The organism is Rhizobium sp. Nf11,1, from assembly GCF_050587665.1.
Taxonomy (GTDB): Bacteria; Pseudomonadota; Alphaproteobacteria; order Rhizobiales; family Rhizobiaceae; genus Rhizobium.
Genome location: NZ_JBOBHU010000011.1, coordinates 57,277 through 79,675, shown reverse-complemented (window position 1 = coordinate 79,675; position 22,399 = coordinate 57,277). Strand labels below are relative to the sequence as shown.

Annotated in this window: 20 protein-coding genes; 9 read left to right on the top strand and 11 right to left on the bottom strand. The window is 58.9% G+C overall.

The genetic code is table 11. The annotated features are described in order from the left end of the window. The first annotated feature begins 4 nt into the window (after positions 1-4). Together ACQ7C1_RS17685 and ACQ7C1_RS17680 are read left to right on the top strand one after the other, a co-directional pair. The gene (locus ACQ7C1_RS17685) at positions 5-901 is read left to right on the top strand and encodes a GGDEF domain-containing protein (RefSeq protein WP_430959224.1); all 897 of its coding nucleotides are present in this window, start codon (positions 5-7) and stop codon (positions 899-901) included. Between the two features lie 121 nt (positions 902-1,022). Further along, positions 1,023-1,934, top strand: a complete 912-nt coding sequence (locus ACQ7C1_RS17680) for an HNH endonuclease (RefSeq protein ID WP_430959223.1) — start codon at positions 1,023-1,025, stop codon at positions 1,932-1,934. A gap of 256 nt (positions 1,935-2,190) precedes the next feature. Here ACQ7C1_RS17680 and ACQ7C1_RS17675 read toward each other — a convergent pair whose 3' ends face one another. Then, positions 2,191-2,703, bottom strand: coding sequence for a hypothetical protein (locus tag ACQ7C1_RS17675; RefSeq protein ID WP_430959222.1), 513 nt, complete (start codon positions 2,701-2,703; stop codon positions 2,191-2,193). A gap of 16 nt (positions 2,704-2,719) precedes the next feature. Continuing rightward, positions 2,720-3,976, bottom strand: a complete 1,257-nt coding sequence (locus tag ACQ7C1_RS17670; RefSeq protein WP_430959221.1) for a helix-turn-helix domain-containing protein — start codon at positions 3,974-3,976, stop codon at positions 2,720-2,722. A gap of 173 nt (positions 3,977-4,149) precedes the next feature. Here ACQ7C1_RS17670 and ACQ7C1_RS17665 point away from each other — a divergent pair, with 173 nt between their 5' ends. Genes ACQ7C1_RS17665 through ACQ7C1_RS17650 form a run of 4 tightly spaced genes read left to right on the top strand, consistent with a single transcriptional unit; the run spans position 4,150 to position 6,991 of the window. Next, the gene (locus ACQ7C1_RS17665; RefSeq protein ID WP_430959220.1) at positions 4,150-4,674 is read left to right on the top strand and encodes a hypothetical protein; all 525 of its coding nucleotides are present in this window, start codon (positions 4,150-4,152) and stop codon (positions 4,672-4,674) included. Continuing rightward, positions 4,667-5,167: a DUF7665 family protein gene (locus tag ACQ7C1_RS17660; RefSeq protein ID WP_430959219.1), complete on the top strand. Its 501-nt coding sequence runs from the start codon at positions 4,667-4,669 to the stop codon at positions 5,165-5,167. The genes ACQ7C1_RS17665 and ACQ7C1_RS17660 overlap by 8 nt, the downstream gene beginning before the upstream one ends. Then, positions 5,118-5,636: a hypothetical protein gene (locus ACQ7C1_RS17655; protein ID WP_430959218.1), complete on the top strand. Its 519-nt coding sequence runs from the start codon at positions 5,118-5,120 to the stop codon at positions 5,634-5,636. The genes ACQ7C1_RS17660 and ACQ7C1_RS17655 overlap by 50 nt, the downstream gene beginning before the upstream one ends. Positions 5,637-5,641: 5 nt before the next feature. Then, positions 5,642-6,991 carry a hypothetical protein gene (locus tag ACQ7C1_RS17650; protein ID WP_430959217.1) on the top strand — a complete coding sequence of 450 codons (1,350 nt, stop codon included), beginning with the start codon at positions 5,642-5,644 and terminating at the stop codon, positions 6,989-6,991. A gap of 110 nt (positions 6,992-7,101) precedes the next feature. Here the strand turns inward: ACQ7C1_RS17650 and ACQ7C1_RS17645 are convergent, their stop codons facing one another. From ACQ7C1_RS17645 to ACQ7C1_RS17610, 8 genes are all read right to left on the bottom strand, one after another. Next, entirely contained in the window at positions 7,102-7,860 is a 759-nt protein-coding gene (locus ACQ7C1_RS17645; protein ID WP_430959325.1) for an ABC transporter ATP-binding protein, read from the bottom strand. A 47-nt stretch (positions 7,861-7,907) separates the two neighbouring features. Further along, complete coding sequence (locus ACQ7C1_RS17640; protein ID WP_430959216.1) at positions 7,908-8,897, bottom strand: ABC transporter ATP-binding protein; 990 nt, start codon at positions 8,895-8,897, stop codon at positions 7,908-7,910. A 1-nt stretch (position 8,898) separates the two neighbouring features. Further along, positions 8,899-9,756, bottom strand: a complete 858-nt coding sequence (locus tag ACQ7C1_RS17635; protein WP_064808333.1) for an ABC transporter permease — start codon at positions 9,754-9,756, stop codon at positions 8,899-8,901. Positions 9,757-9,759: 3 nt separating this feature from the next. Next, positions 9,760-10,764, bottom strand: a complete 1,005-nt coding sequence (locus ACQ7C1_RS17630) for an ABC transporter permease (protein ID WP_097598935.1) — start codon at positions 10,762-10,764, stop codon at positions 9,760-9,762. A 117-nt stretch (positions 10,765-10,881) separates the two neighbouring features. Beyond that, entirely contained in the window at positions 10,882-12,786 is a 1,905-nt protein-coding gene (locus ACQ7C1_RS17625) for an ABC transporter substrate-binding protein (RefSeq protein WP_430959215.1), read from the bottom strand. A gap of 180 nt (positions 12,787-12,966) precedes the next feature. Then, positions 12,967-14,475, bottom strand: coding sequence for an alpha-N-arabinofuranosidase (locus ACQ7C1_RS17620; protein WP_221119515.1), 1,509 nt, complete (start codon positions 14,473-14,475; stop codon positions 12,967-12,969). A gap of 211 nt (positions 14,476-14,686) precedes the next feature. Continuing rightward, positions 14,687-15,613 carry an ArsR/SmtB family transcription factor gene (locus ACQ7C1_RS17615; RefSeq protein ID WP_170965829.1) on the bottom strand — a complete coding sequence of 309 codons (927 nt, stop codon included), beginning with the start codon at positions 15,611-15,613 and terminating at the stop codon, positions 14,687-14,689. Between the two features lie 165 nt (positions 15,614-15,778). Then, positions 15,779-16,849 carry an acyltransferase family protein gene (locus ACQ7C1_RS17610; RefSeq protein ID WP_430959214.1) on the bottom strand — a complete coding sequence of 357 codons (1,071 nt, stop codon included), beginning with the start codon at positions 16,847-16,849 and terminating at the stop codon, positions 15,779-15,781. Between the two features lie 344 nt (positions 16,850-17,193). Between ACQ7C1_RS17610 and ACQ7C1_RS17605 the strand changes: the two genes are divergently transcribed. The 3 genes from ACQ7C1_RS17605 (at position 17,194) to ACQ7C1_RS17595 (ending at position 21,016) form a co-directional block, all read left to right on the top strand. Then, the gene (locus ACQ7C1_RS17605) at positions 17,194-18,282 is read left to right on the top strand and encodes a polysaccharide pyruvyl transferase family protein (RefSeq protein WP_430959324.1); all 1,089 of its coding nucleotides are present in this window, start codon (positions 17,194-17,196) and stop codon (positions 18,280-18,282) included. A gap of 18 nt (positions 18,283-18,300) precedes the next feature. Further along, a complete protein-coding gene (locus tag ACQ7C1_RS17600) occupies positions 18,301-19,815 on the top strand; it encodes a lipopolysaccharide biosynthesis protein (protein WP_430959213.1) in 1,515 nt (504 codons plus the stop codon). A gap of 88 nt (positions 19,816-19,903) precedes the next feature. After that, positions 19,904-21,016 (top strand): acyltransferase family protein, encoded by a 1,113-nt coding sequence (locus ACQ7C1_RS17595; protein ID WP_430959212.1) that lies wholly within the window; start codon positions 19,904-19,906, stop codon positions 21,014-21,016. A 32-nt stretch (positions 21,017-21,048) separates the two neighbouring features. Here the strand turns inward: ACQ7C1_RS17595 and ACQ7C1_RS17590 are convergent, their stop codons facing one another. Next, positions 21,049-22,338 carry a cytochrome-c peroxidase gene (locus ACQ7C1_RS17590; RefSeq protein WP_430959211.1) on the bottom strand — a complete coding sequence of 430 codons (1,290 nt, stop codon included), beginning with the start codon at positions 22,336-22,338 and terminating at the stop codon, positions 21,049-21,051. Positions 22,339-22,399 lie beyond the last annotated feature (61 nt).

The window sequence follows — 22,399 nt, the reverse complement described above, 5'->3', positions numbered from 1 at the left end:
CTTTATGGACGAGACAATCGAACAGCTTCTCCATCTTTCCGCACAGACGGAAACGCTGATGGCGGTCTATGACGGCGATGACCGGCTGCGCTATGCCAACAGCGCCTTCCGCTCAGCCTATTTCATCGAGCCGGAGGAAACGCCGCTCTGGCCGGATCTGATGCGGCGCAATTTTGATCTCGGCCGCGGCACCGTCATCCGCACGGAGAATTTCGAGGAATGGCTGCGCTCGACCCAGTCGCGCCGTGGCAAGATCGGCTATCGCGCCTTCGAGACGGATCTTGCCGACGGCCGCTGGCTGTGGATGACCGAGGCGGTGCAGAGTAACGGCTGGATGCTGTGCATCGCCAGCGACATCACCCGTCTCAAGGTCCATGGCCGCACTGTCCGGCAGGATCGCGACCAGGCGATCAAGGCCTCCTACACCGACGAACTCACCGGCGTCGCCAACCGCCGCTTCGTGATGGCGCGTGTCGAAGACATGCTTGAAGCCGCCCGGCATGGCAGCAGCGGCTGCCTTGCCGTCTTCGACATCGACAATTTCAAACGCATCAACGACCGGCTCGGCCACCACGCCGGCGATCTCGTGCTGCGCGATTTCGCCCATCGCATCCATCAGAATGTCCGCCGCAACGACTGTTTCGGCCGGGTCGGCGGCGAAGAATTCCTCCTCGTCATGCCGGCCACCGGGCCGGAAGACGCGCTTGCCATGGTCGAACGAATGCTGACCGTGATCCGCTTCTCCCGGCCGCTGCCGGAGTCGCCGGATTTCAGCTACACGTGTTCCGCCGGTATCGCCGCGTGTGTGCCGACGGACAGTGCGTCCGAGCTTTACCGGCGGGCGGATCAGGCGCTTTATGAGGCGAAGATGAGCGGCCGGGATAGGGTGCGGGCGGCTTAGGAGGCTGATGTTGGCTGATTTCTGCAGGCTTATAGAGCCACACCGTGCGCGCGGCAGATTTCCTTTGAATGCAGGACGCAAGCGCGTATCTGAACCGACCTGATCGTGCTACGCATCGGAGATGGGATTCGGGGTTTTCATTCACCGCTCAGATTCGATTTACGATGACAGCCCGGCAGAACAATATCAGTTCCCGCGCCAGTATCTCGGTCGCGTGCAAGCCTGCCTCGAAGATTGGATCATTTATTACGAGCCGCGCAAGGTGGCGGCGACCCGCGGCTATTTTGCCGTTGCCAAAGTAGCCCAGGTCATCCCGGATCCAAAGGCGTCCGGCATGTATCTGGCACTCATCGAGCCAGGCAGCTACCTCGATTTCATCAATCCCGTTCCGTTCAGTGGGCCGGACGGTGTGACTGAACGAGGCGTGCTGAATCAGGAGGGGCGGATTTCCGGCCGAGCACAAGCCGCCGTCCGCCTTATATCCGCGGCGGATTTCAACCGCATCGTGTCGATTGGCTTGGACGAGCATGAGCCCGAACTCCCTCGACTGGGTGAGCCGGCAGTAACTCGTCCTGCCGACGGATTTGAAGACGGAGCGCAGGCGCCGTTCCTATTTGAGCAAGAGCGCGATCGGATTACACAGCTCTCGTCGCGGATCGTTCGCAATCGGCTGTTTCGTCGGCTTGTTCTACAGGCCTATGACAAACGGTGCGCAATCACCGGCCTGAAGCTTATCAACGGTGGCGGCCGCGCGGAAGTCGATGCTGCGCATATTCGCCCCGTGGAGGCGAACGGACCCGATATCCTCACCAACGGCATTGCTCTTTCTGGCACCGCGCACTGGATGTTCGACCGCGGGCTGATCAGCCTCTCGGATGATCTTGATGTCGTGATCTCGCGGCAAGCCAACGATCCGGACAGCATCCGAGGCCTGATCAACAGGACCGGAAGAGCGATCGTGCCTCCACGACCATTCGAGCGGCCACATCCTCATTTTCTCCACTGGCATCGTCAAAATTGCTTCAAGCAGTAGCAAAGAACGATCCGAAGCCGCTTCAGCCGCGCCTAAACATTGCAGACGATATACTGATGATCCGAGACGCTTCCGGCTCTTCGAACGATAGCCGGAGCGGTCCTAGCCCCAGCGAGCACATGGCATGAATCGTGAGAAGTAGAGTCGCTCCGTCGGGCGGTAAGGCATTTAGGACGGGTGTGTAGTTCAGTTGCTCCGGGAACAGACATCCGGTCTGCGCGGATCGGTCTCCCCGGGTCCCAATTGTGCTCCGTGTTCATCTGAGGAGATCGCCAAAACTGCTTATGGCAATGCGAAATTGGTGTTTTGCTTCCCACTCATATCGAATTTCGTCTGCGCTGACGATGTCGAGAGCGCCCGCCCGAATCAAGTCGACAACAATATCGACCGTCCGCAGGACCATAAGCGTTTGTCCGAAGAGCCCGGCTTCCCGAAGCGCATGTTTGATCGCTCTTCCGTCGTCGATTGCCAGCGCATAGCTACGTGACAATGCTACGGCAATTGCAGAGCATTCGCCAATTCCGAGTCTCGGCGTTTCGGACAAGCGGGCAAATAAGGCTAGTTCGATTGGATCAATAACCTTCTCCTCGCCGATATAGCCTGACTCGATTGCGGCCGCGTAGCGAACAATTTGAGAAGGATAACGGTCAGTCACTTCACCCCGGACGTGATCTGTTGCGATGAAGCCCCCCGGATAACGCCCAAGAAGATCCATACGATCAATCTTTAAGAAATTGATCAATACCGAAGTGTCGGCGACAATAATCATCGTCCGTCGCCCGCACCTATTCCGCTCGAGCCGCCTCGGCGAAGTCGAGAAGATCATCTGCTTCCATAGGAAGTTTCCGACTAAGGTCACGCAGCCTGCCTGCGCTTATCTCGCCACGGCGATACGCTTCAATGGCGAGCCGCGTTATCTGCGCGCGAATCTCCACCCCCCCATCCTCAGGCCGAAGATTGCCCCGTCCATCGGGGTCGCGGAGCATTTGTAAAGCTTGGCCGTAACGATTACCAACATCTTTCTGAGTAACCAGCAAATCGGTCTCGGCGCTGTTTATTTTGCCGACACTCTTAAGCCGCCAAACCATGGCTTCATAGCTCACGCCAAAATGCTGGGCGAGCGCCATCACTTCCTGGTAAGTGATGGCTTGAGATCCAGCAGGTGGCCGGATTTCAGCTTCCTGCGGCTTGTCACCTGCCACATCAAACAATATCTGCGATTGCCGACTTGGATTTCCTTTGTCCATTAATCGTAACTGTTCCGCGATGCCATCTGATGGCATTAAGAAAGCCGCAGCAAACGCATTTGCCCGCTTTTCTATCATGTCCGAGGCGTTTGCCCGTTCGGTCTTTTTAAGTTCTTCTTCCCGATCAAAAAGCGCATGGGCATATTCGTGAGCATAAGAAAAACGGCGGCGGACTGGGTGATGTCTGCCGTTTACGATAACCGCGAGCCCGATCGATGCGTGGTTAAGAAACAGGCCGGATAGGTCATCAGGAAGCTCAGTCGCGGCCGTCCAAATGCCTTGCGAGGCAATCAATGCCGCAATATTCCCAACGGGCGCGGCTCCAAGGCCGAGCCGACGACGTTCTTCGTGTGCTACGAGTTCTGCCTGACGAAGCGATTCGCCAACGGTTCCGGCTTTCATCGCATAATTTGGGACTGCGCTTTCGATCGACCCTCCAAGCAATTCCCGGAGCTTTGCACCCTCGGTGTAAAGGTCGACGATTCTATCGACTGCCGGTCCCATCTCGTTGCTCGCCATGACTGCAGGTAGTGCGCGTGGCAACACGACGGAAAGTTCTTCCATATTGGATTTAGGGCGACCGAAGAAGCTAGCAATCGGTTGCCCGTAAAGATTTGCCAACTTCGACAATTCCAACGTCGAGACAGCGCGATTGCCCGCCTCGAGATTGGTTACCGCCGTACGCGGCATTGCTAAAGCTTCGGCAACTTCCTGTTGGCTCTTTCCGCTACGCTCTCGCGCTCTTTTAAGGTTTGCGCCCAGTTGAACTGCATCAAGTTCATCCCCCTCCTGCATCTCACTCTTCCTTCGAATCGCAACAGGCCAGAGTCCGGCGGGCTCTAGCCTTGATCCATACTGCATTCTCAGACAGATCATGTCAAGTTTATCCTTGACTGTCCGAAAATCGGACATACCATGGAAAGCAGAATCGGACGTTATTGGCCGGTTCACTGAAAAGGAGGTTCGCAATGGACAGTTCTGAGACGAGCAAAAATCTCGATGCCAATAGCCCGTCACCTCAGGCGAAGAAAGTTCGAGTCGAGCTTGAGTTTGAAACCTTGCCCGATGTGAAATCCGAGGAGATTGAAAAAAATGATCTCGATAAGGTGATCGCCATCGCACGAGCAATGGTGGGATTCGAGCATGCCTATGTATTCGAACGTGATAAAGAAGAGCCGCTGAACGCCATTGGTGATCGTCGGGCAATTACCCTTCTCGTGCATCGTTGCCGCCATATTGTTGTGGAGATTCGCTATGATGTCGAAACGCGGCGTCACAGCTTCTCGCCGGCGGCAACCGTTCTACGCGTACTCCATTGGGCTGTCGGTAAACACGGTTTCAATCTCGATGATAATGCTGCCGCTAAGGCCAATTTGATCCTGCAGGGCGCCGACCAACCTTTGCCGAAAGATGCGATGATCGGCCGTTATGCGGAGCACACTGATTGTGCGATTACGCTCGACCTTACGCTAAGGGACTTCACCAATGGCTGATTCCGAGCAGACGCCGGCTATGACAACGCTCCTGGCGCAACTGGACGGCGTTCGCCTTCTGGCTGGTGTTGATGAGGGACGATGGGAGGTGTTGGAACTCAATTGGCCTTACCTCTATGTCCGCATTCGGTTCGTCAGCGGCCTCGACGCCCCCTCGCTCGTCTGCGATTTCCGATTGGAATGTTCGGGGTATCCCGATCCGGGGCCGTTTATCGAAGCTTGGAACTACGCTGAGGATCCTCAACGCGGTCAACGCTGCCCCGCGCCATCCTTGGGAGCTCCGGGCTTTCTGGATGCTCTCAAAAACTGGGGCAGCGGGATGGAAGGGGGCATCTATCGGGCCTGGAATCGCGGTGCAGCCAAGCACAACGATTGGTCGCGCAAGAGGCCGGATGAAGCCTGGAATCGCACGCGAGATATCATGTTCATAATGGAGCATCTCTATGCATTGGTTTCTGAGCAGGCTCTTTGGCTGGCTGCACGATCAGCCTAAGCCACGCATCGTGTGCGATAAGGCCCTTTGGATGGCCGGCGTTGCAGAGCTCGCGCGACGCACAATGGGTTGTCAGAGAGAAAGTGGTGCCTTTTTAATCGGCGATGCTCCCGAACGTCGCCCAAGAGTGATCCGGGCTTTCATATATTACGATGACATCGATGATCGCGCCCTTGAGACAGGCATTGTCAGGTTTAATGGCAATAAGATGCCGAGACTTTGGGAGATCTGCCGACAGCGCGGATTGAGGGTTGTCGCCGACATCCACGTGCATCCGGGCGGGTATGCCCAAAGTTCATCCGACAAAACCGATCCTGTGATGCCACGAGCTGGCCATTACGCTTTCATTTTGCCGGACTTTGCAATCCGCAATGTCACTCCCGGCAGTATCGGACAATACGAATATCGTGGCAATGGCGTTTGGATAGATCATTCGCAAGCCGCCGTTCCTTTTCTCCAGTTGAGGTGATTACCATGGCTCAAATTGCACATCTCCGTCGCTCGCGGATCGTCAAAGCCATCACCGATGTTGCAGGTAGCGACAAAGATTTCGAACAGGCTGACATAATCCTTAACCGGATATTGCCGACTATAAAAATTGACCGTGAGCTAGCTGTGACGGCAGCTGGTCAAGCAGCGGTGCTGACGGCGTTAACAACTTCGATAAAATGTTTCGGCAGCGCCAATCTGGTGTGCGACTTCGATGCACCGCTCAAGCGTAGGCTGAGCTTAGGGAGCAGCTTGTTTGAAGCGGCACACGCAATCGGAGCGACGATCACACAATCAGTTCCAGGGAATTCAACACATCTCATTGCAATCGGAAATGGCCCCGACGAGGGTGCGTTCGTTCGCTGTTGGTGGGACAGATGGACTGCCGGCATACTTCCTCCATGGGATGAGGAGTTGGCTGGCGTATCGGGAAATCCGCTTGCTGGTGTTTTTGCCGGCGGCCTTGCGGTTCGCGAAGTGTTTGCCAATGCTATTGGCCGGCGCCGAAACGTTAACCAGCGGAGCGTTTTGTCGCTATGGTGCCCCTGGAATTCATCGTCAGTCGATGATGTTCCGCCCTCAATTCTCACGTTGCCAGGAAAACTATGGTTTGTCGGCTTGGGCCATTTGGGCCAAGGCTATCTTTGGAATCTTGCGTTCTTGCCGGTAAGTGACACCCATGCGATCTTACAGGATGATCAGGAAGTCGGCGAAGAAAATGTTGCGACCGGGCTTTTGACGCGACACTTAGATTTTGAGACCCATAATAACAAGGCTCGGGTGTCAGCGCGTTGGCTTGAAGAAGCGGGCTGGACGACTAACCTAATTGAACGGCGCAACTATGGAGATATAAGGCTGACGCCTGAAGATCCGCCTGTCGTTCTCACGAGTATAGATGAGCCGCTTGCGCGGATTGAGATCGCAAAAGCTGGACACCAGTTCCTGATTGACGCGGGTGTAGGCCACGGCGCACTCGATTTCGAGATAGGACAGATCCGGGTTGTCCCCAGCGATATTGACCCAGAGAGCCTGTGGTCGCGACAAACGCCTGCCAAAGACATTGATGCTGTGTTGAGAAAGGTCGCCTACATTGAACACGCCAGAAAGCACGATAGGTGTGGCACCTTCACACTTGCGGAAGCAAGCGTGGCGGTTCCTTTCGTAGGCGCAACGGTCGGAGCGCTTGGAATCGCCCAGCTCCTTCGGCTTGCGGCGCTAGGCACGACTCCTCAGATATTGCAGATCGAGCTGGGAATGCCGCAGGGAGCGACCAGAGGTGTTTTGAATCCACCGTCGCCCTCCGCCTTTGGCGGCTCAGAATTCTCGTTCGCTTAGCGTTTGCTTTCATCATCCGGTAGTGGAACTGGAGTTCCGGCCAACCCGAACGAATGGGCCGCTTTTTCCGTCCCCTATCCGTAAGAGAACACGCACTCCCTTCGCACCAATCACCCCACGTCACCAAACTCCGCCGCCAACACCGCATCCTTCAGCGCCCTTGAATACTCATGCTGCGGATCATCCAACACCGCCCGTGCCCGCCCGCGTTCAACAATCTCCCCCTTGCGCATGATGATAATATTGTCGCTGACATAATAAGCCGTCGCCAGATCATGCGTGATGTAGATGATCGAGAGACCCAGCTCGTTTTTCAGCCGGCCGAAGAGGTTGACGATCGCCATGCGCAGCGAGGCGTCGACCATCGAGACGGGTTCGTCGGCCACAAGCAGGCGGGGCTCAGGGATCAGCGCGCGGGCGATGGCGACGCGCTGCAGCTGGCCGCCGGAGAGTTCGTGGGGGAAGCGGCCCTTCACCTCTTCGAGCGTCAGGCCGACATGGTGGAGGGCGGTATCGGCCGTCTTCTCCACCTCCCGCCGGTCCGGCCGGTTGCCGGAGGCGGAGAAATTGCGGGCGGTCTCGAAGAGGTAGCGGTCCACCCGCTTCAGCGGGTTGAAGGCTTCGAAGGGGTTCTGCAGCACCGGCTGCACCTCCTTCATGAAGGCCTTGCGTTCGGCCCGGCTGTGGATGGCGACCGTCTTGCCGGCAAATTGCAGCTCGCCTTCGGTCGGTTCCGTCTGGCCGAGGATCATCGCCGCTACCGTCGATTTGCCGGAGCCGGATTCGCCGACGATCGAGAGGATCTCCGGCTCGTCGCCGATTTCGAAGCTGACATCCCTAACGGCAGTGATCAGCCGCCGGCCGAGCATGCCGCCCTGGCGGTAGATTTTCGTCACATGCGAGAGGCTAAGCAGTGTCAAACCTGATCCCCCGTAACCGCAAAACACGCCACCCGCCGCTCGGGCGCGACGGTGACCATGGGCGGAACCTTCTGTGAGCAGATCTCCATGCGCTTCGGGCAGCGCGGGTGAAAGCGGCAGCCCTCGGGCGGCATGGCAAGGTTCGGCGGCCGCCCCTCCAGCGAGGGCCGGGTGGTGGGGTCGCCGATCTTCGGCAGGCTGCCGACGAGGTGCTGCGTATAGGGGTGGAGCGGCGCGCTGAAGAGCTTCGCCGTCGGCGCCTCCTCGACCAGCCGGCCGGCATAGACGATGCCGATGCGGTCGGAGACCGTCGCATGCACGCCCATATCATGGGTGACGAACAGGAAGGACGAGCCCATCTCGCGCTGGATGTCGCGGATCATCGACAGCACGTCGCGCTGCACGATGACGTCGAGCGCCGTCGTCGGCTCGTCGGCGATGATGAATTCAGGCGTCAGGATGGTGGCAAGCGCAATGGTCATGCGCTGGCGCATGCCGCCGGAGAGTTCGTGCGGATAGGCGTCGAGCAGCTGCGGATCGAGCTTCAGCCGCTGCAGGTGGGTCGCGACCTTTTCGAAGAAGACCGATTTGCTCACCTTCATGTGACGGAAGGCGAAATCGGTGAAGGAATGGCGGATCCGGCGTACCGGATTGAGCACATTCATCGAGCCCTGCATGATGTAGGAGAGATGCTTCCAGCGCAGCGCCACGCGCTCCTCCGGCGTCATCGCATAGAGATCCTGGGTGCCGCCGCCGAAATGGAATTTGACACTGCCGGAAACGACCCGGAGCGGCGGCCGGATGGCGCCGGCAATGGTCTTGATCAGCGTCGTCTTGCCGCTGCTCGATTCACCGGCGACGCCATAGACCTCGCCGCGGCGGATCGCCAGGCTGATATCGTCGACGGCGCGCACCTCGCGATCGACGCCATACAGGAAGGCCCGGTAATAGGCTTTCAAATTGTCGATTTCGACCAGATTCTCCATGCTAACTTCCCATCCGGTTCAGCCGGCTGCGCGGATCATTGTATTCGTTCATCGACATGGAGAGCAGGAACAGCGCCAGGAAGAGAATGACGATGACGGCGACGGGGGCGGCCACCCACCACCAGATGCCCGAGATCAGCGCCGAATGCGCATTGGCCCAGTAGATCATCATGCCCATGGTCGGCGTCTCGATATCGGTGAACCCAAGCACCGAAAGGGTGATCTCCATGCCGATCGACCAGATCATGTTGTTCATCGTCGTCGCGAAGACGATCGGCAGCACATAGGGCAGGTGCTCCTCGACCAGGATCTTGCGCATCGTCATGCCGGAATAGACGCTCTGGGTGGTGAACGGCCGGCTCTTCAGGCCGAGCGCCACCGAGCGGATCAGGCGCGCATCATAGGACCAGCCGAGCGAGGCCATGATGACGATCAGCGCCACCCAGGTCATGTTGTCCTTCAGCACGAAATAGAAAAGGATCAGCAGCGGAAATTGCGGGATGACCATGACGCTGTCGTTGATCGCCATCAGCACCCGGTCGACCGCGCCGCCGGCATAACCGGCGACCAGCCCCACCACGAGCGAGATGATGCGCGAGAGAAAGGCGACGCCGATGCCGAAATAGAGCGTGTTGCGAAGGCCGATCGTCAGCTGCCAGAACACGTCCTGGCCGCGCGATGTCGTGCCGAGCCAATATTCGCCGTCCGGCGGCATATCGGGCGGTAGCAAATAGATGTCGGTCGCGCCATAGGGCGAGAAATAGGACAGGATCACCAGCCCGACGATGACGGCAAAGAGCAGCAGGCCGCAGAGGAATTCCATGTTCTGGCGGGCGAGGTCGCGGATGATGGTAAACATGGCCTATTCCACCTTGATGCGCGGGTCGATCAGCGGGCTCAGCACGTCGATGATGAAGACGGCGGCGGCAACGCCGACGATCGACAGCGCGCTGAGGCCGAGCACCAGGCTGTAGTCGCCGGCATGCACCGCTTCGATCAAGAGATTGCCGATGCCGGGATAGCCGAAGACGATTTCTGTGATGACGGTGCCGTTGAAGATTGCGCCGAGCGACATGGCAAGCCCGGTGAATTGCGGCACCATGGCGTTGCGGGCGATGTAGGAGCGCAGGATCTTTCCCTTCGGCACGCCGCCGAGCTCGGCGAAGACGACATAGTCGTCGGTGATGATGTTGGAAACCAATGCCCGCATGCCGATCAGCCAGCTGCCGGCGCCGACCAGGATCAGCGACAGGGCCGGCAGGATCGAGTGCTTGAGGATATCGACGACGAGCGCAAAGGAGAGGTCCAGATTGGCGTTCATCTCATAGCCGCCATTGATCGGCAGGACCGGCCAGATGAAGCCGAAGACGATGAGCAGCACGAAGGCGAGGATGTAATAGGGGATGGGCAGCATGGCGATGAAGACGAGGCTGACGGCCTTCAGCACCATGTCCTTGCGATAATAGCCGGCGAGCGCGCCGATCGCATTGCCGAGCACGAAGGTGATCAGCGTCGACACCGTCATCAGCCCGATCGTCCAGGGCAGCGACCGCAGGATGATGGTGGAGACGGGGGTCGGAAAGGCCGAGAGCGAGGGGCCGAGATCGCCGGTCGCAAGCCGCAGCCAGAAATGCAGATATTGCTGCCAGATCGAGCCCTGCATGCCGTAAAGCTCGCGCAGCGACTGGCGCATCAGCTCGATCGCGTTGGGATCGGACTGACCCATCTGGGTAATGGCGCCTATGCTTTCTTCGACCGGATCGATCGGGGTCAGGTGGGTGACGAAGAAGGTGATCGTCACGCCGAGAAAGACGACGAGCAGAAACTGACCAAACCGCTTCAGCACAAAGATCAGATAGGGCGTCATAAGGCAGTGGTTCCTCTCTGCTTCCCTTCTTGAAAGGATCGACGAGCATGGCAGCTGGGGCGCATGCCCGCCGATGAGGGGGCCGGCGCGATGGCTTACGCGCCGGCGTTGGGAGGGTTATTGCGGTTGGGCCGGCTTCAGCTTGACCATCATCAACCTGGAGTTCGCCCAGTTCGGCACCGGATCCGTATAGGGGTCCTTGATGGTGGGATAGCCGGTCCAATAGGTCGTATCCATCGAGGTGAAGACGTTGTAGGACATCAGCGGGATCGTCGGCATTTCGCGGGCGACGAGCTTCAGATAATCCTTGCCGAGCTCCATGCCCTTCGGATCGTCGGCGCTGATGCCGCGGATGCTCTCGATGATCTTGTCGAGCTCCGGATTGGACCAGCGCTGCCAGTTGCGCGGCGGCTGAACCTCGCCCTTCTTGGCGACGAACTGGGAGTGCCAGCTGTCGAGGAAGAAGGAGAGGTCGGGATCGCCGCCCCAGGTTTCGACGCTCCAGGCGATCGCCACCTGGAAATCGCCAGGCTGCAGCGCCGTCTGCCAGAGCTTGGCGGCCGGCACGGCCTTGGCGTCGATGCCGAAGGCCGCCCATTGCTGCGCAATCAGCGTGCCGGCGCGGGTGAAGACCGAGCGTGTATCGCCTTCCACCGTCATGCGGATCTTGAAGGGCTGTCCGTCAGGGGTCAGCCATTTGCCGCCGGACTTTTTGAAGCCGGCCTTCTCAAGCAGTTCGCCGGCCGCTTTCGGGTTCGGCTTCCACCAGCCATAGCCGAAGGCACCGCTGATCGCTTCCGCATCGGTCGGGATCTGGTCCTTGAACTTCGGCTGCTTGCGCAGGATATCGGCGATCTGTTGCCCGACCGTCGGGTCATAAGGCTTGATCTTGCTCTTGCCGGTATCGATCTCGAAATCCTTCAGCCAGTCCTGCATCGGCGCCTGATAGTCTTTCATCGTCGCCGCCGTCGGCGGCACGCCGAGTGCGGAAAGCGTCGCCGCGCCGCGGTAGCTCGCCATATCGACGGCCTTGATGTCGATCAGCAGGGCCAGCGCCCAGCGCACATCGGCATTGTCGAAGGGCGCTTGCTGGGTGTTGAAGATCACGGCCGGCAGCGTCGGATCCGGATGGGCGAAGGGGAAGCCCGGGAACCAGGTCTCGATCGTCTTCGACTTCTCCTTGAGGGTGAACATGCCCTCCGGCGTGTTGTCGTGGATGATATCGAGATTGTGCTCGAGCTGGGCGATGGTGCGCTTATCCGGCGGGCCGGGATCGGTATAGGTCACATATTTCGGGGCCGGCTCGCCGAAGCGGGCAAGCGAGGTGCGCTGCCAGTCGTCGCGCTTCTCCCAGGTATACCATTTGCCCTGCGGATCGTAGGCCTTCAGCTTGTAGGCGCCGAGCGAGACGGGATTGGCGAAATCGTAGCGCAGCGGATCTTCGACCTTCTCGAACACATGCTTCGGCATGATCCAGGCGCCGTTCCAGCGCACGGTGAAGATCGCATGGAAGCGCGAATTCGGCTTCTTCAGCTTGAACACCACAGTCTGCGGATCGGTCGCCTCGACACTTGCCACCTGCACCGAGAAGGCCGCGCTCCAGATCATGCCGGGGTGATCCATCTGCGTCTTGACGGTATAGACCACGTCATCGGCAGTGAATTCCACGCCGTCGCTCCAATAGAGCCCCTTGCGCAGTTTCACGGTCATTTCGGTGAAGTCGGCATTATATTGCGGCTTGTCGGCGGCGAGCGAATTGTCCCAGGCCGCACCGCCAAGACCCTGTTCGGGGTCGATATACCAGAGCGTATCCATGGTCAGCTGCTGCAGGCCGGTCGAGACCCCGCCGCCGCCATTGACCCAGATGTTGAACCAGCCGGGATTCTTGATCGTCCCTTCCGGATTTTCGACGATAAGCGTCTCCTTGCGCGGCAAGGAGGTATAGTCTTGGGCTCCGGCCACCGCGGTCAGGCCGAGCGTGGCCAGCACGAAGCCGAATGCAAACCTCTTCCACTTTTGCATGAACTCCTCCCTTGTAAGCGACGATGCGGCGGCCTTCGAGGCACGCAGGGGCATGTCGCGGTTGTCGGTTCCCAGAAGCGGGCTTGTGAGCCTGACGCTTCGGCGAACCATCCTCCGGCCGCCTGCCTCCTCGCAGGGGGCCGATTTCTCAGCCGGGCCGATCGGCACCGGCGGCGGCTGTCACACCGACAGCCGGATGACGTTGTAGGACAGCGGTTTCAGCGCCGCCCGCACCCGTCCATCCTCGATCCTTGCCGTCTCGACCTTGGCGGGCACGACCGTCTCCGGCCGCCGCGCGGTGTTGACGGCTTCGAGATCGCCATGGGTCATCTCCACCTGCTCGATCAGCCGGGCGCCGCCGAAACCTTCCAGCCGCACGTCGAGATCGAGTGCCGTGTCGGGATGGCGGTTGACGGCAAAGAAGGTCAGCGACCGGCCATCCTCGGAATGCACCGCCGAGACGTCGAGATAGGGAACCTCGTTCTCCTCGTCGCTGTCATAGGTCGGGCCGTCGACGACGAGCTGCAGGGCCGATCCGCGGCCATAGCGCGAGGCGTAATAGAAGGGATAATAGATCGTCTGGCGCCAGGCCGCACCACCGTCCTCGGTCATGATCGGGGCGATGACGTTGACGAGCTGGGCGATGCAGGCGATGCGCACCCGGTCGGAGCGGCGGATGAAGGTGTTGAGGATGCCGCCGACCTGCAGCACGTCTTCGAAATTATAGACGTCCTCGAGCAGATGCGGCGCATCCGGCCATTCGTCGCGCGCCAGGATCTCCTTGTCCTGCTGGTTGGAATGGTACCAGACGTTCCACTCGTCGAAGGAAATGCCGATCGTCTTCTTCGAGCGCTTCTTCGCCTTGATGTAATCGATCACGCCGCCGATCGTGGTGATGTAGCGGTCGAGCTTGGTCGCCCGGGCGAGGTAGTTCAGCGTGTTCTTCTCGCGGTTGGCGAAATACATATGCAGCGAGATGTAGTCGGCGCTGTCATAGCACTGGTCGAGAACCTCGGCCTCCCATTGCGGATAGGTCTTCATGTCGGAATTCGACGAGCCGCAGACGACGAGCTCGAGCGACTTGTCGAAGCCGCGCATGGCTTTCGCCGTCTCGTCCGCCAGCCGGCCATATTCATAGGCCGATTTGTGACCGACCTGCCAGGGGCCGTCCATCTCGTTGCCGAGGCACCAGAGTTTGACATCATGCGGATTGGACCAGCCGTGCTTGCGGCGCAGGTCCGACCAGTAGGTGCCGCCGGGATGGTTGCAATATTCGAGGAAGTTGCGGGCGGCATCGAGGCCGCGCGAGCCGAGATTGACGGCCAGCATCGGCTTGGTATTGGCCTTCTTGCACCAGTCGACGAATTCGTTGACGCCGACCTGGTTGGCTTCGCGGGTGCGCCAGGCAAGGTCGAGGCGCACCGGGCGTTCCGAGCGCGGACCGACACCGTCTTCCCAATTATAGGCCGAGACGAAATTGCCGCCGGGATAACGGCAGTAGGGCGTGTCGAGTTCACGCACAAGATCGAGCACATCGCGGCGGAAGCCGTCTTCATCGGCTGTCGGATGTCCAGGCTCGTAGATGCCGCCGTAGATCGCTCTGCCGAGATGCTCGAGAAACGAGCTGTAGAGCCTGGCGTCAATGGTCGCGATGCGGAAATCGCGGTGGGCAACGACATTCGTCTTCAACGGATCCTCCCCGTTTATGTATCAGGATTTTTGTTTTCGTGCCTCTAACTTGATATCAGGAATGTCGTGATGTCAACCGAAAGGCGGATTTAATCATACTAATGCTAATCCGAAGGAAAAATATTGAAATACAATGGCTTGATAAAGTTTAGCGACCTCTGAAACACGAAATAAATGCGATTTTTAAATCAGGTTATCCGATATTATGTTTTCAGACATGCAGCCGCATGGTGATGTCGCGGCCGTGATTGCCGAAGCCGCGACCGAAAATATTGACGCCGCCTGTGTGGCCGGCATTTTCGGCGATGCCGACGCGCAGGCGGATCGACGAATGCTGGCCGAGCGCCAGATCGCTGAGCGTGATATTCGATGCGGCGATACCGTCGATAAAGGTGCCGCGCGTCGAGATCCGCCAGGTTTTCATCGTCCCGTATTGCGAACCTTCGAGCTTCCACCAGGCGGGCGTGAAGGCGCCGCGCTTGTCGCCGTAATCGCCGGGCGAGGTCCAGGTGCCGATCGCCATGCCGTTGACCCAGAGCGTGATGTCGGAGGGCCAGTCCGGATTGGTGCCGGGCACTTCGGATGACAGCTCCAGCGAAAATTCGATAGCGCGAATATCCTTGTTCAACACCTTGGCATTGTTCGGAAATTTATATTCGACATAACCGCGGCCGAACCAGACCAGCCCGGCCTGCATGCGCTGCGGATCGAGGAAATAATCCGGCACATCGAGCGGTCCGATGACGCTCTCGGTCGAGCAGAGACCGCAGGGCGCATGCACGTCGCAGCTCGTATAGAGCCCGACCGGCATCTCGACCTCGATGATATTGTTGGCCCGCTGCGCCGCACTTTCCTCGAAGCTGATCAGGATTTCGCTATAGACCGCCGAGCAGATCTTCTGGTTGCCCTTGCGCGCCTTGGCCAGCCGGGAATCGACGAGTCCGGCATCTTCCAGGATCTGGATGCCGGTGGCGACGGTCGATTGCGGCAGGGAAAGCGCCTGGGCGATATCGTTGATGTTGAGCGGCCCCTTGGCGCAGAGCAGCTTCAATATCTCGATCCGCGCCGGCGCCGACAGCGCTCGAATGGCCTCACTGTTCTCGCCGGCGGCGATCGTCAAAAACGAGCGTTCCATCATTTCCCCATAGTTTCCGATAGAATGATGTATATCGGAAATTATGATGCAGCAAGTGGAGTAGTTCGGAATGATGCGCTAAGCGAGAACAATCACGCGCCAAAGTCCGGCTGCAACAATCAGAGCGTCAGACGTCGCTGCGAACTGTGGGGCGGAAGTCAGCTTTTCTCAAGGGCTGACAGGCTGTCGCTGGAGGAGCGGGATGCGCTTCAGGCGCAGCGCACGTTTCTCCAGGAGATGCCATGAAAGCCAGCCGAGCAACCACGATGTCGGCAGCGAAAGGGCAAAGACGGCCCACCACGTGCTGTACTGGCCGAGGGCATGGTTCATCACCTGCTCCACTGGCCAGCCATAGAGATAGGTCCCGTAGGAGACGTCGCCCAATCGTTCGAGAGTCGGCAGGCGAATGGAGGGCGAGGTCGCGATGTGGACAAGCGGATAGGCGAACAACATGCGGCCGTAGAGATAGCCGGGCCAGAAGACGAGGAAGAGCACGCCGAGCGCCGCGAAGACCAATGCCAGGACAATGCTGGGCCGCCGCTTTTCCATCACGAACCAGAGAAGCGAACCGCAGAAGAAATAGGGAGCGATAAAGGTGAAATCCGTCAGGAAGCGTATGTTTGGCCACGGATGATCGAAGAAAAGCTGCCATGTCACGCCCACGGCGACGGCAAGTGCCATAAGCGGCGCCCGCAGAAGCCCGATTGCCATCAATCCCGCGACGATCAGGTAGCAGAAGATTTCCTGCCCGATCGTCCAAAGAGAACCGTTGACGGAGGTGGCAAGCCAGGAGATGGCCGGATCATAAAACTGCACATGCGGCAGGGTCATGCCAAAGTTCGGGTCGAGCAGCGAATGCAACGTCGTCTTCAGATGAAGCGATTTCAGCAAGTAGCCACTGATGCCCAACGGGCTGAACAGGGCGCCCAGGACATAGACGCTGAGCAGGGTGCAGACGATGAACGCCGGGTATATTCTCAGCGCCCGTCGCCAGAGAAAACCACCCGCGCTGCCGAACTGCGCGCTCTGCGTGACGAGGAAGCCGCTGGTGATGAAAAACACATAGACGCCGAAGAGGCCGAGGATATTGCCCTCTCCGAACAACCGCTCGAAGGGCTCGTTCGCCGAGGTCTTTTCCACGATAAGGAAGGCATGCGAGAAGATCACCGTCGAGGCTGCGACGAGCCTGATCATGTTGAAGTTCGGGTAAAATGCCTTCTTGCCATCGCCCCCGTGCATGCGAGCCTCCCGCACCTCTAAAGTTTGACACGCCATTAAGGCGAGTTTGAACGTTGTCACGAGCCGTTGTGAAAATGGGCTCAAGTCGAGACTCTCTCCGATCTGCCCAACTGCGCCTCTGACAACAGTGCGCTCGGCACAACGACCGGATGAGCCGTGGCCCACCGCCTCAGTCTATCGGAGTGAGCGCTAGAACGAAGTCATCTCCGAAAATCCAGCATGTCTAACATTACGAAAAAGTAATGTAAATCTGGTGCGATTCTATGTCGCGCCGAAGTCCAATTGACTCATTCAGCTGATGGATATAGATCAGTCGATAAAATTTAGAGAATCACGTTGTATTGATGCATCACCTCGGCGAAGTTGTAATACATAGACAAAGAGAAAAGTTGATTGAAATAGTAAGGAAGTTCGTAAATACGGGACAGCCTTACATTATAATTGACTTTCCTTCGAATAAAGATCCGGGGCATCATGCAAGTTGGCTTGGGTTGTCGCAGGTATTGAGGGAAGTAACGGGCAGGATGCCGGCGCTTGTTTGCGGTGCATCCCAAAATATAGACGAGATAAAGGAAACGCCGGCCGATGCTCCCATTTTCATTTGCGGGTGGAGTGATTTTGGGGATTTGCGGGCGGGCAGGGATGATCTTCGCTGCCGCTTGATGTGGAAATATCCGGACCGGACGATCATCCAGATGCCGCAGAGGATTCACTTCGCCAACGAGTCGCTCAAGGAATACGCCAAACGCACGATTGGCAGGCATCGCAACTTCTTCTGCCTGACACGCGATGACCAGAGCTTCGAACTGGCAAGAGCGAACTTCGATTGTGAGGTCGAGGCCGGCCCGGACACGGCATTCGGTATCGAGACGCTGAAGCCCTTCGACGCCGACCCTCTGAGGGTGTTGTATGTCATGCAGCCACTTGGCGAGGACGACGACGTCGATATAGCGAAAGCGCGATCGATTGTTGACGGACCGCTGACCAATTGGATCAATGGTCCCGACAGTTTGTCGCGCCTGCGCATGTCGAGCATCGTCAGCTCAGCGCTGCGGCATGGATTCAGCCGCACGGCGATGCTGGCCCAGCACCGCGAGGATGTCGCCCGTCGATATGTCGATTATGGCGTGCGGATCCTGTCCGGCGCAGAGCGGATCATTACCAACCATTTACACGGCCATATTCTCTGTCTGTTGCTCAATAAGCCGCATGTCGCGGTCGCGAGAGACGGCAGCAATCTTCACGCTTTCATCGATAGCCGGACCGGCGACAGCCCCCTGGTGGAGACAGCAACGAATGCCGGCGAGATTTTCGCAGCAATGTCTCGCCTGCCCTATGAGATCGGCGGCACCTGGTACAAGTCGAGCCGGCCCATGACTGTCGGTCCCAGTATTCCCGCCCCCGATCTGGTCCCTCAACCTTCCATAGTCTGATTTTCGGAGGAGCTCAGTTTGTCGGTTTTGCAAGACGACGATATTCTCTTCAGCCATGTCAGTGAGAACCGGTCCGCCGCAGCCGTAACGGGTGCCTTCTGGTCGGCACTCAGTACCCTTATTCCGACGGTCCTGACCTTCGCTGTTTTTGTGGTCACGTCTCGTATTCTCCAGCCTCAGGACTTCGGTCTTGTCGCGCTGTCCTTCAGCATCGTCTCCTTTGCAGCGAGTTTCGGGCCGACTGCCTTTGGCGAAGCGATCATCCAGAGAGCCGAGATCAGGCGCAGCCACCTCGACACGATATTCCTGCTTTCGCTCGGCTTTTCGTTCCTGGTCTACGGCGGCTTATGCCTGGCCGCTTCGTCGATCGCGGCCTATGTCGGGCATAAGGAAGTCACCTATCTCATTTACATCATGGGATCGAAGGTATTCTTCGACTTCACGGCCGTCGTTCCGAATGCGATCGTGAACAGAAAAATGTCATTCCATCTGGTGGCCGTCCGCACAGTCATCGCGACCGTCACGTCTGCTTGCCTTTGCCTTGTTCTGGTTCTCGCCGGTTTCGGCTTGTGGGGGCTTGCCATTGCCCAGATCGCCGCCACAGCGGCATCGTGCGGCGCCGCTTTCTGGGGTGCGGGTTGGATTCCCGGCCTGAAGATAAAGAAAGCGAGCCTCAATGATCTGCTTCACTACGGTTTCTTTGCATCCGGCACCCGTTTTTTACAGACGATGAGCCTGGACAACTTGCTCATCGGCGTGCTCCTGAGCCCGTCGGCGCTCGGCATCTATAACTTTTCCAAGCGCCTGTTTGACATGATCAACAACGTCATCGCCGGCGGCCTGACGTCGGTGACGCACGTGCTGCTGTCTTCGCTGCGGGCCGATCCGAAAAAAGTCCGGGAAGCATTCCTGATGGCGACGTTTGGCTGTGCTCTGGTTTCCTACCCCGTCTTCATCGGGCTTGCGGCGGTTGCCGATGATGCAATCACGACGATTTTCGGAGCGCACTGGATCGAGGCCGTTTGGCCGGTTCGGTTCTACTGCGTTATTGGCTTGATGGCTGGGATCGGCTACGTGCAGGCATCCCTGATAAAAAGCCAGGGAGAGATGGATTGGTGGTTTTACTACCAGCTGGCTCGAAATGTTCTCACGCTTCTGACCATCGCAGTTCTGTACCCCTACGGCGTGACGACAATCGTGTTTGCGATCATGATCGAAGTCCTGTTGTTCTGGCCGATCACCAGCTGGAAGGTGTCGCAGCATATAGAGCTGAGTGTGCCGGCATATTTGGCGCAGTTCCTGCGGCCGACCACGGCCAGTGCAGCGATGGTGGCTGTCGTTTTGCTGCTGCACGAACTGTTGCCTCATTGGTCGCCCTACGCACGTCTGGCTATAGAAGCCCTTGCAGGCGGCATCGCTTACTGCAGCCTGATATTCTTGCTGTGCAGGGCGCGCCTGAATGTCCTGATCGGCAGCATCAAGCAGGCTCGGCAGCGCAAGGGCAACAGGGGCGCAGTGGCCACCCCTGTGTGATTTCCTGGCTCCAGTGCGGCGGATTGTTTCGCCGCCCGTCTCTCAACCCAAACGGCTTCGGCCGCAAACGCATGAGATAATCGACAAGATGACCGATCTCGACCACGATTATCCGTTACATCAGCTTCACCGGGCAGATGTTTCGACAAGTGGCCGCAGCCGCTACTATACGCTCGATGCCATGCGCGGCTTTGCCGCCATTTGTGTTGTCGCCACGCACTTCCAGGAGAGATACGCGCCATCGGCTTATCTGGCGGTCGACTTTTTCTTCGTTCTCAGCGGCTTCATTATCGCCGACATTTACGGACGAAGGCTGTCGCGCGGCCTGCCATTTCAGTCATTCATGAAGGCCCGCATCAAACGCCTGTATCCGCTCTATCTGATCGGGATCTTGGTTGGCCTCGTGCAGATCATTCTGTTGACGAGCTGGGGACTGCGAGCCCAAAGCGCGGTCGATCTGCTGGTGTCGAGCGCAACCAATACCTTCGTTTTGCCGAGCCCGATGTATTTCCTTCAAGCGCATCCGATGCAAGGGATGTTTCCGATCAACGGCCCGGCCTGGTCGATGTTCTGGGAATTGCTGGTCAATATCGTCTTCGCACTGTGGCTCTTCCGGCTCTCCGTCCGCGCCCTCTGCGCCGTTGCGCTCGTCTCGGCGGCATTCTTGGTTTTTGTCGGTCTGAAGTACGGCATGTTGAATATCGGCTGGGAGTGGCCTTCAGCAGTGGGTGGACTGCCGAGGGTGATGTTCTCATTTACCGCAGGTGTCGTTATCAGCCGTCTCTTCAACGGCGTTTCGGCCTGGAGGAGGGGCTGGGTCGCAATAGCTCCGTGCCTGCTTTTGCTGATCTGCATTGCAGCTCCGGTTCCGCTCGTACTGCGGCCCTACTACGATCTGATCTTCGCGATCACCCTGGCGCCGCTCATCGTAACACTCGGCCTGTTGCTGGAGATGCCCGCCCAGGCAGAAGGGCTGGCGACCTGGATCGGATACATCTCCTATCCCGTCTACATCCTGCATCGCGGTGTGATCGGTGTCTTCAAGCCCCTTGCGGGTTTGGTTGGTCTGAATGGCCCTCTCGCCTTCTTGGTGCTTCTTGGCGCAGTTGTCTGTTTCGCTTACATGACAGCACGCCTCGTAGACAAAGCAACCGCCATCCGGGCTCGTCAAACCGTACAGCTCGATGACATGCAGCCCTGACTGGGCTTCGCACGGCCCATCCAGCGATTGTTTCAATCCCCGCTCGGCTCTGGCAGCAGATCCGCATCCGTCAGCGTCCCGAGGAAGGCGACGATGTCGTCGATTTCGGGATCGGTCAGCGCCGGCGCGTCGCCGGGCTTCCGGCCGAAGGGCGGGTCCTGGTTGAGATTGTCCGAATAGGCCTGCGGCAGGTCGTCATAGCGGCGGATCGTGCCGTCGGCATTTTGCGCATACCAGCGGCCGGGGTCGCTGTCGCGGGTGGCATAGAAGGAGACCACGTCGCGCAGCGTGTGGAAATAGCCGTTGTGAAAGAAGCTCTTCTTCAGCGCGACATTGCGCAGCGTCGGCGTGCGGAAGAGGCCGCAATAGTCCTTGTGGCTGGCGAGATCGGTCCGCTGAGGGCCGCAGAGGCCGAGGTCATGATAGGTCGGATCGCCATTGGCCGGGATCGCCATGTTGCGCGGCGCGCCGAGCGCGAGGAAGCCGAAATCGGAAAAGAGCGGCGGCTCGCCGTCATTGGCGGGTTCGCTGAGGTGACAGCTCGAACAATTGCCCTTGGCCGGGTCCTCGAACAGCTGCCGGCCGTGCAGTTCCTGCGCAGTCAGCGTCGCCTTGCCGGCGAGAAATGCGTCGTAGCGGCTGGAATAGGGGTAGAAATCCGGGCCGCTCTGCTCGAAGGTGGCGAGCGCCTCGGCGGCGGCGTCGAATGTGTCTTGCGGGTTGTCGAATACGGTCTCGCCGAAGACCGCTTTGATGTCGGCGGCATAGGACGCCTTGCGCAGTTTGGCGGCGACGTCGGCCGCATCCGTGTTGCCCATCTCGAAGGGTGAGAGCAGCGGGATCTTCGCCTGGTCGGCGCCATGATCGACCCGGCCGTCCCAGGTCAGGCCGCCGGTCGGGCCGTTGTGGACGCTCTCGTCGCCCTCGTCCTCGGACTCGTAATAATGCTCGGTGAAGGCGGGCACCGCCTGCAGGTAGCGCAGCGTCGGGACGGCGCGCAGGCCCGGCCGGTCCATATTGGCGCCGCCCATCTCGACCGGCGCTGCCGAGGCCGGGCCGAAGGCGTGGGCTGGATCATGGCAGGAGGCGCAGGCCTGCAGCCCCGAGGCCGAGAGCGAGGGATCGAAAAACATCTTGCGGCCGAGCGCGGTCAGCCATTCGGCCCGGGCGAAGGCCTCGGCGCGCGACATTGGGCCGGGATGGATGTCGGCAGCCGCCGCCGCGCTGCTTTGCCGCAGCGGCATAATGGCGAGAGAGAGCATTGCAGCGCCGATTCCGGCCGCCAGGCCGGGCCGCGCAAGCCAGGACATCGTTTTCGTCATCCTAAGGATTCCAATGATTTATGCATGGCCTCCAGCATGATCGAACCGTGATGCAACAAAT

Excerpts from the sequence above, each read along its gene's own strand:
- ACQ7C1_RS17685 (WP_430959224.1), top strand. The coding sequence starts at position 5 with ATGGACGAGACAATCGAACAGCTTCTCCATCTTTCCGCACAGACGGAA.
- ACQ7C1_RS17680 (WP_430959223.1), top strand. The coding sequence starts at position 1,023 with ATGGGATTCGGGGTTTTCATTCACCGCTCAGATTCGATTTACGATGAC.
- ACQ7C1_RS17675 (WP_430959222.1), bottom strand. The coding sequence starts at position 2,703 with ATGATTATTGTCGCCGACACTTCGGTATTGATCAATTTCTTAAAGATT.
- ACQ7C1_RS17670 (WP_430959221.1), bottom strand. The coding sequence starts at position 3,976 with ATGCAGGAGGGGGATGAACTTGATGCAGTTCAACTGGGCGCAAACCTT.
- ACQ7C1_RS17665 (WP_430959220.1), top strand. The coding sequence starts at position 4,150 with ATGGACAGTTCTGAGACGAGCAAAAATCTCGATGCCAATAGCCCGTCA.
- ACQ7C1_RS17660 (WP_430959219.1), top strand. The coding sequence starts at position 4,667 with ATGGCTGATTCCGAGCAGACGCCGGCTATGACAACGCTCCTGGCGCAA.
- ACQ7C1_RS17655 (WP_430959218.1), top strand. The coding sequence starts at position 5,118 with ATGCATTGGTTTCTGAGCAGGCTCTTTGGCTGGCTGCACGATCAGCCT.
- ACQ7C1_RS17650 (WP_430959217.1), top strand. The coding sequence starts at position 5,642 with ATGGCTCAAATTGCACATCTCCGTCGCTCGCGGATCGTCAAAGCCATC.
- ACQ7C1_RS17645 (WP_430959325.1), bottom strand. The coding sequence starts at position 7,860 with ATGCTCGGCCGGCGGCTGATCACTGCCGTTAGGGATGTCAGCTTCGAA.
- ACQ7C1_RS17640 (WP_430959216.1), bottom strand. The coding sequence starts at position 8,897 with ATGGAGAATCTGGTCGAAATCGACAATTTGAAAGCCTATTACCGGGCC.
- ACQ7C1_RS17635 (WP_064808333.1), bottom strand. The coding sequence starts at position 9,756 with ATGTTTACCATCATCCGCGACCTCGCCCGCCAGAACATGGAATTCCTC.
- ACQ7C1_RS17630 (WP_097598935.1), bottom strand. The coding sequence starts at position 10,764 with ATGACGCCCTATCTGATCTTTGTGCTGAAGCGGTTTGGTCAGTTTCTG.
- ACQ7C1_RS17625 (WP_430959215.1), bottom strand. The coding sequence starts at position 12,786 with ATGCAAAAGTGGAAGAGGTTTGCATTCGGCTTCGTGCTGGCCACGCTC.
- ACQ7C1_RS17615 (WP_170965829.1), bottom strand. The coding sequence starts at position 15,613 with ATGATGGAACGCTCGTTTTTGACGATCGCCGCCGGCGAGAACAGTGAG.
- ACQ7C1_RS17610 (WP_430959214.1), bottom strand. The coding sequence starts at position 16,849 with ATGCACGGGGGCGATGGCAAGAAGGCATTTTACCCGAACTTCAACATG.
- ACQ7C1_RS17605 (WP_430959324.1), top strand. The coding sequence starts at position 17,194 with ATGCATCACCTCGGCGAAGTTGTAATACATAGACAAAGAGAAAAGTTG.
- ACQ7C1_RS17595 (WP_430959212.1), top strand. The coding sequence starts at position 19,904 with ATGACCGATCTCGACCACGATTATCCGTTACATCAGCTTCACCGGGCA.
- ACQ7C1_RS17590 (WP_430959211.1), bottom strand. The coding sequence starts at position 22,338 with ATGACGAAAACGATGTCCTGGCTTGCGCGGCCCGGCCTGGCGGCCGGA.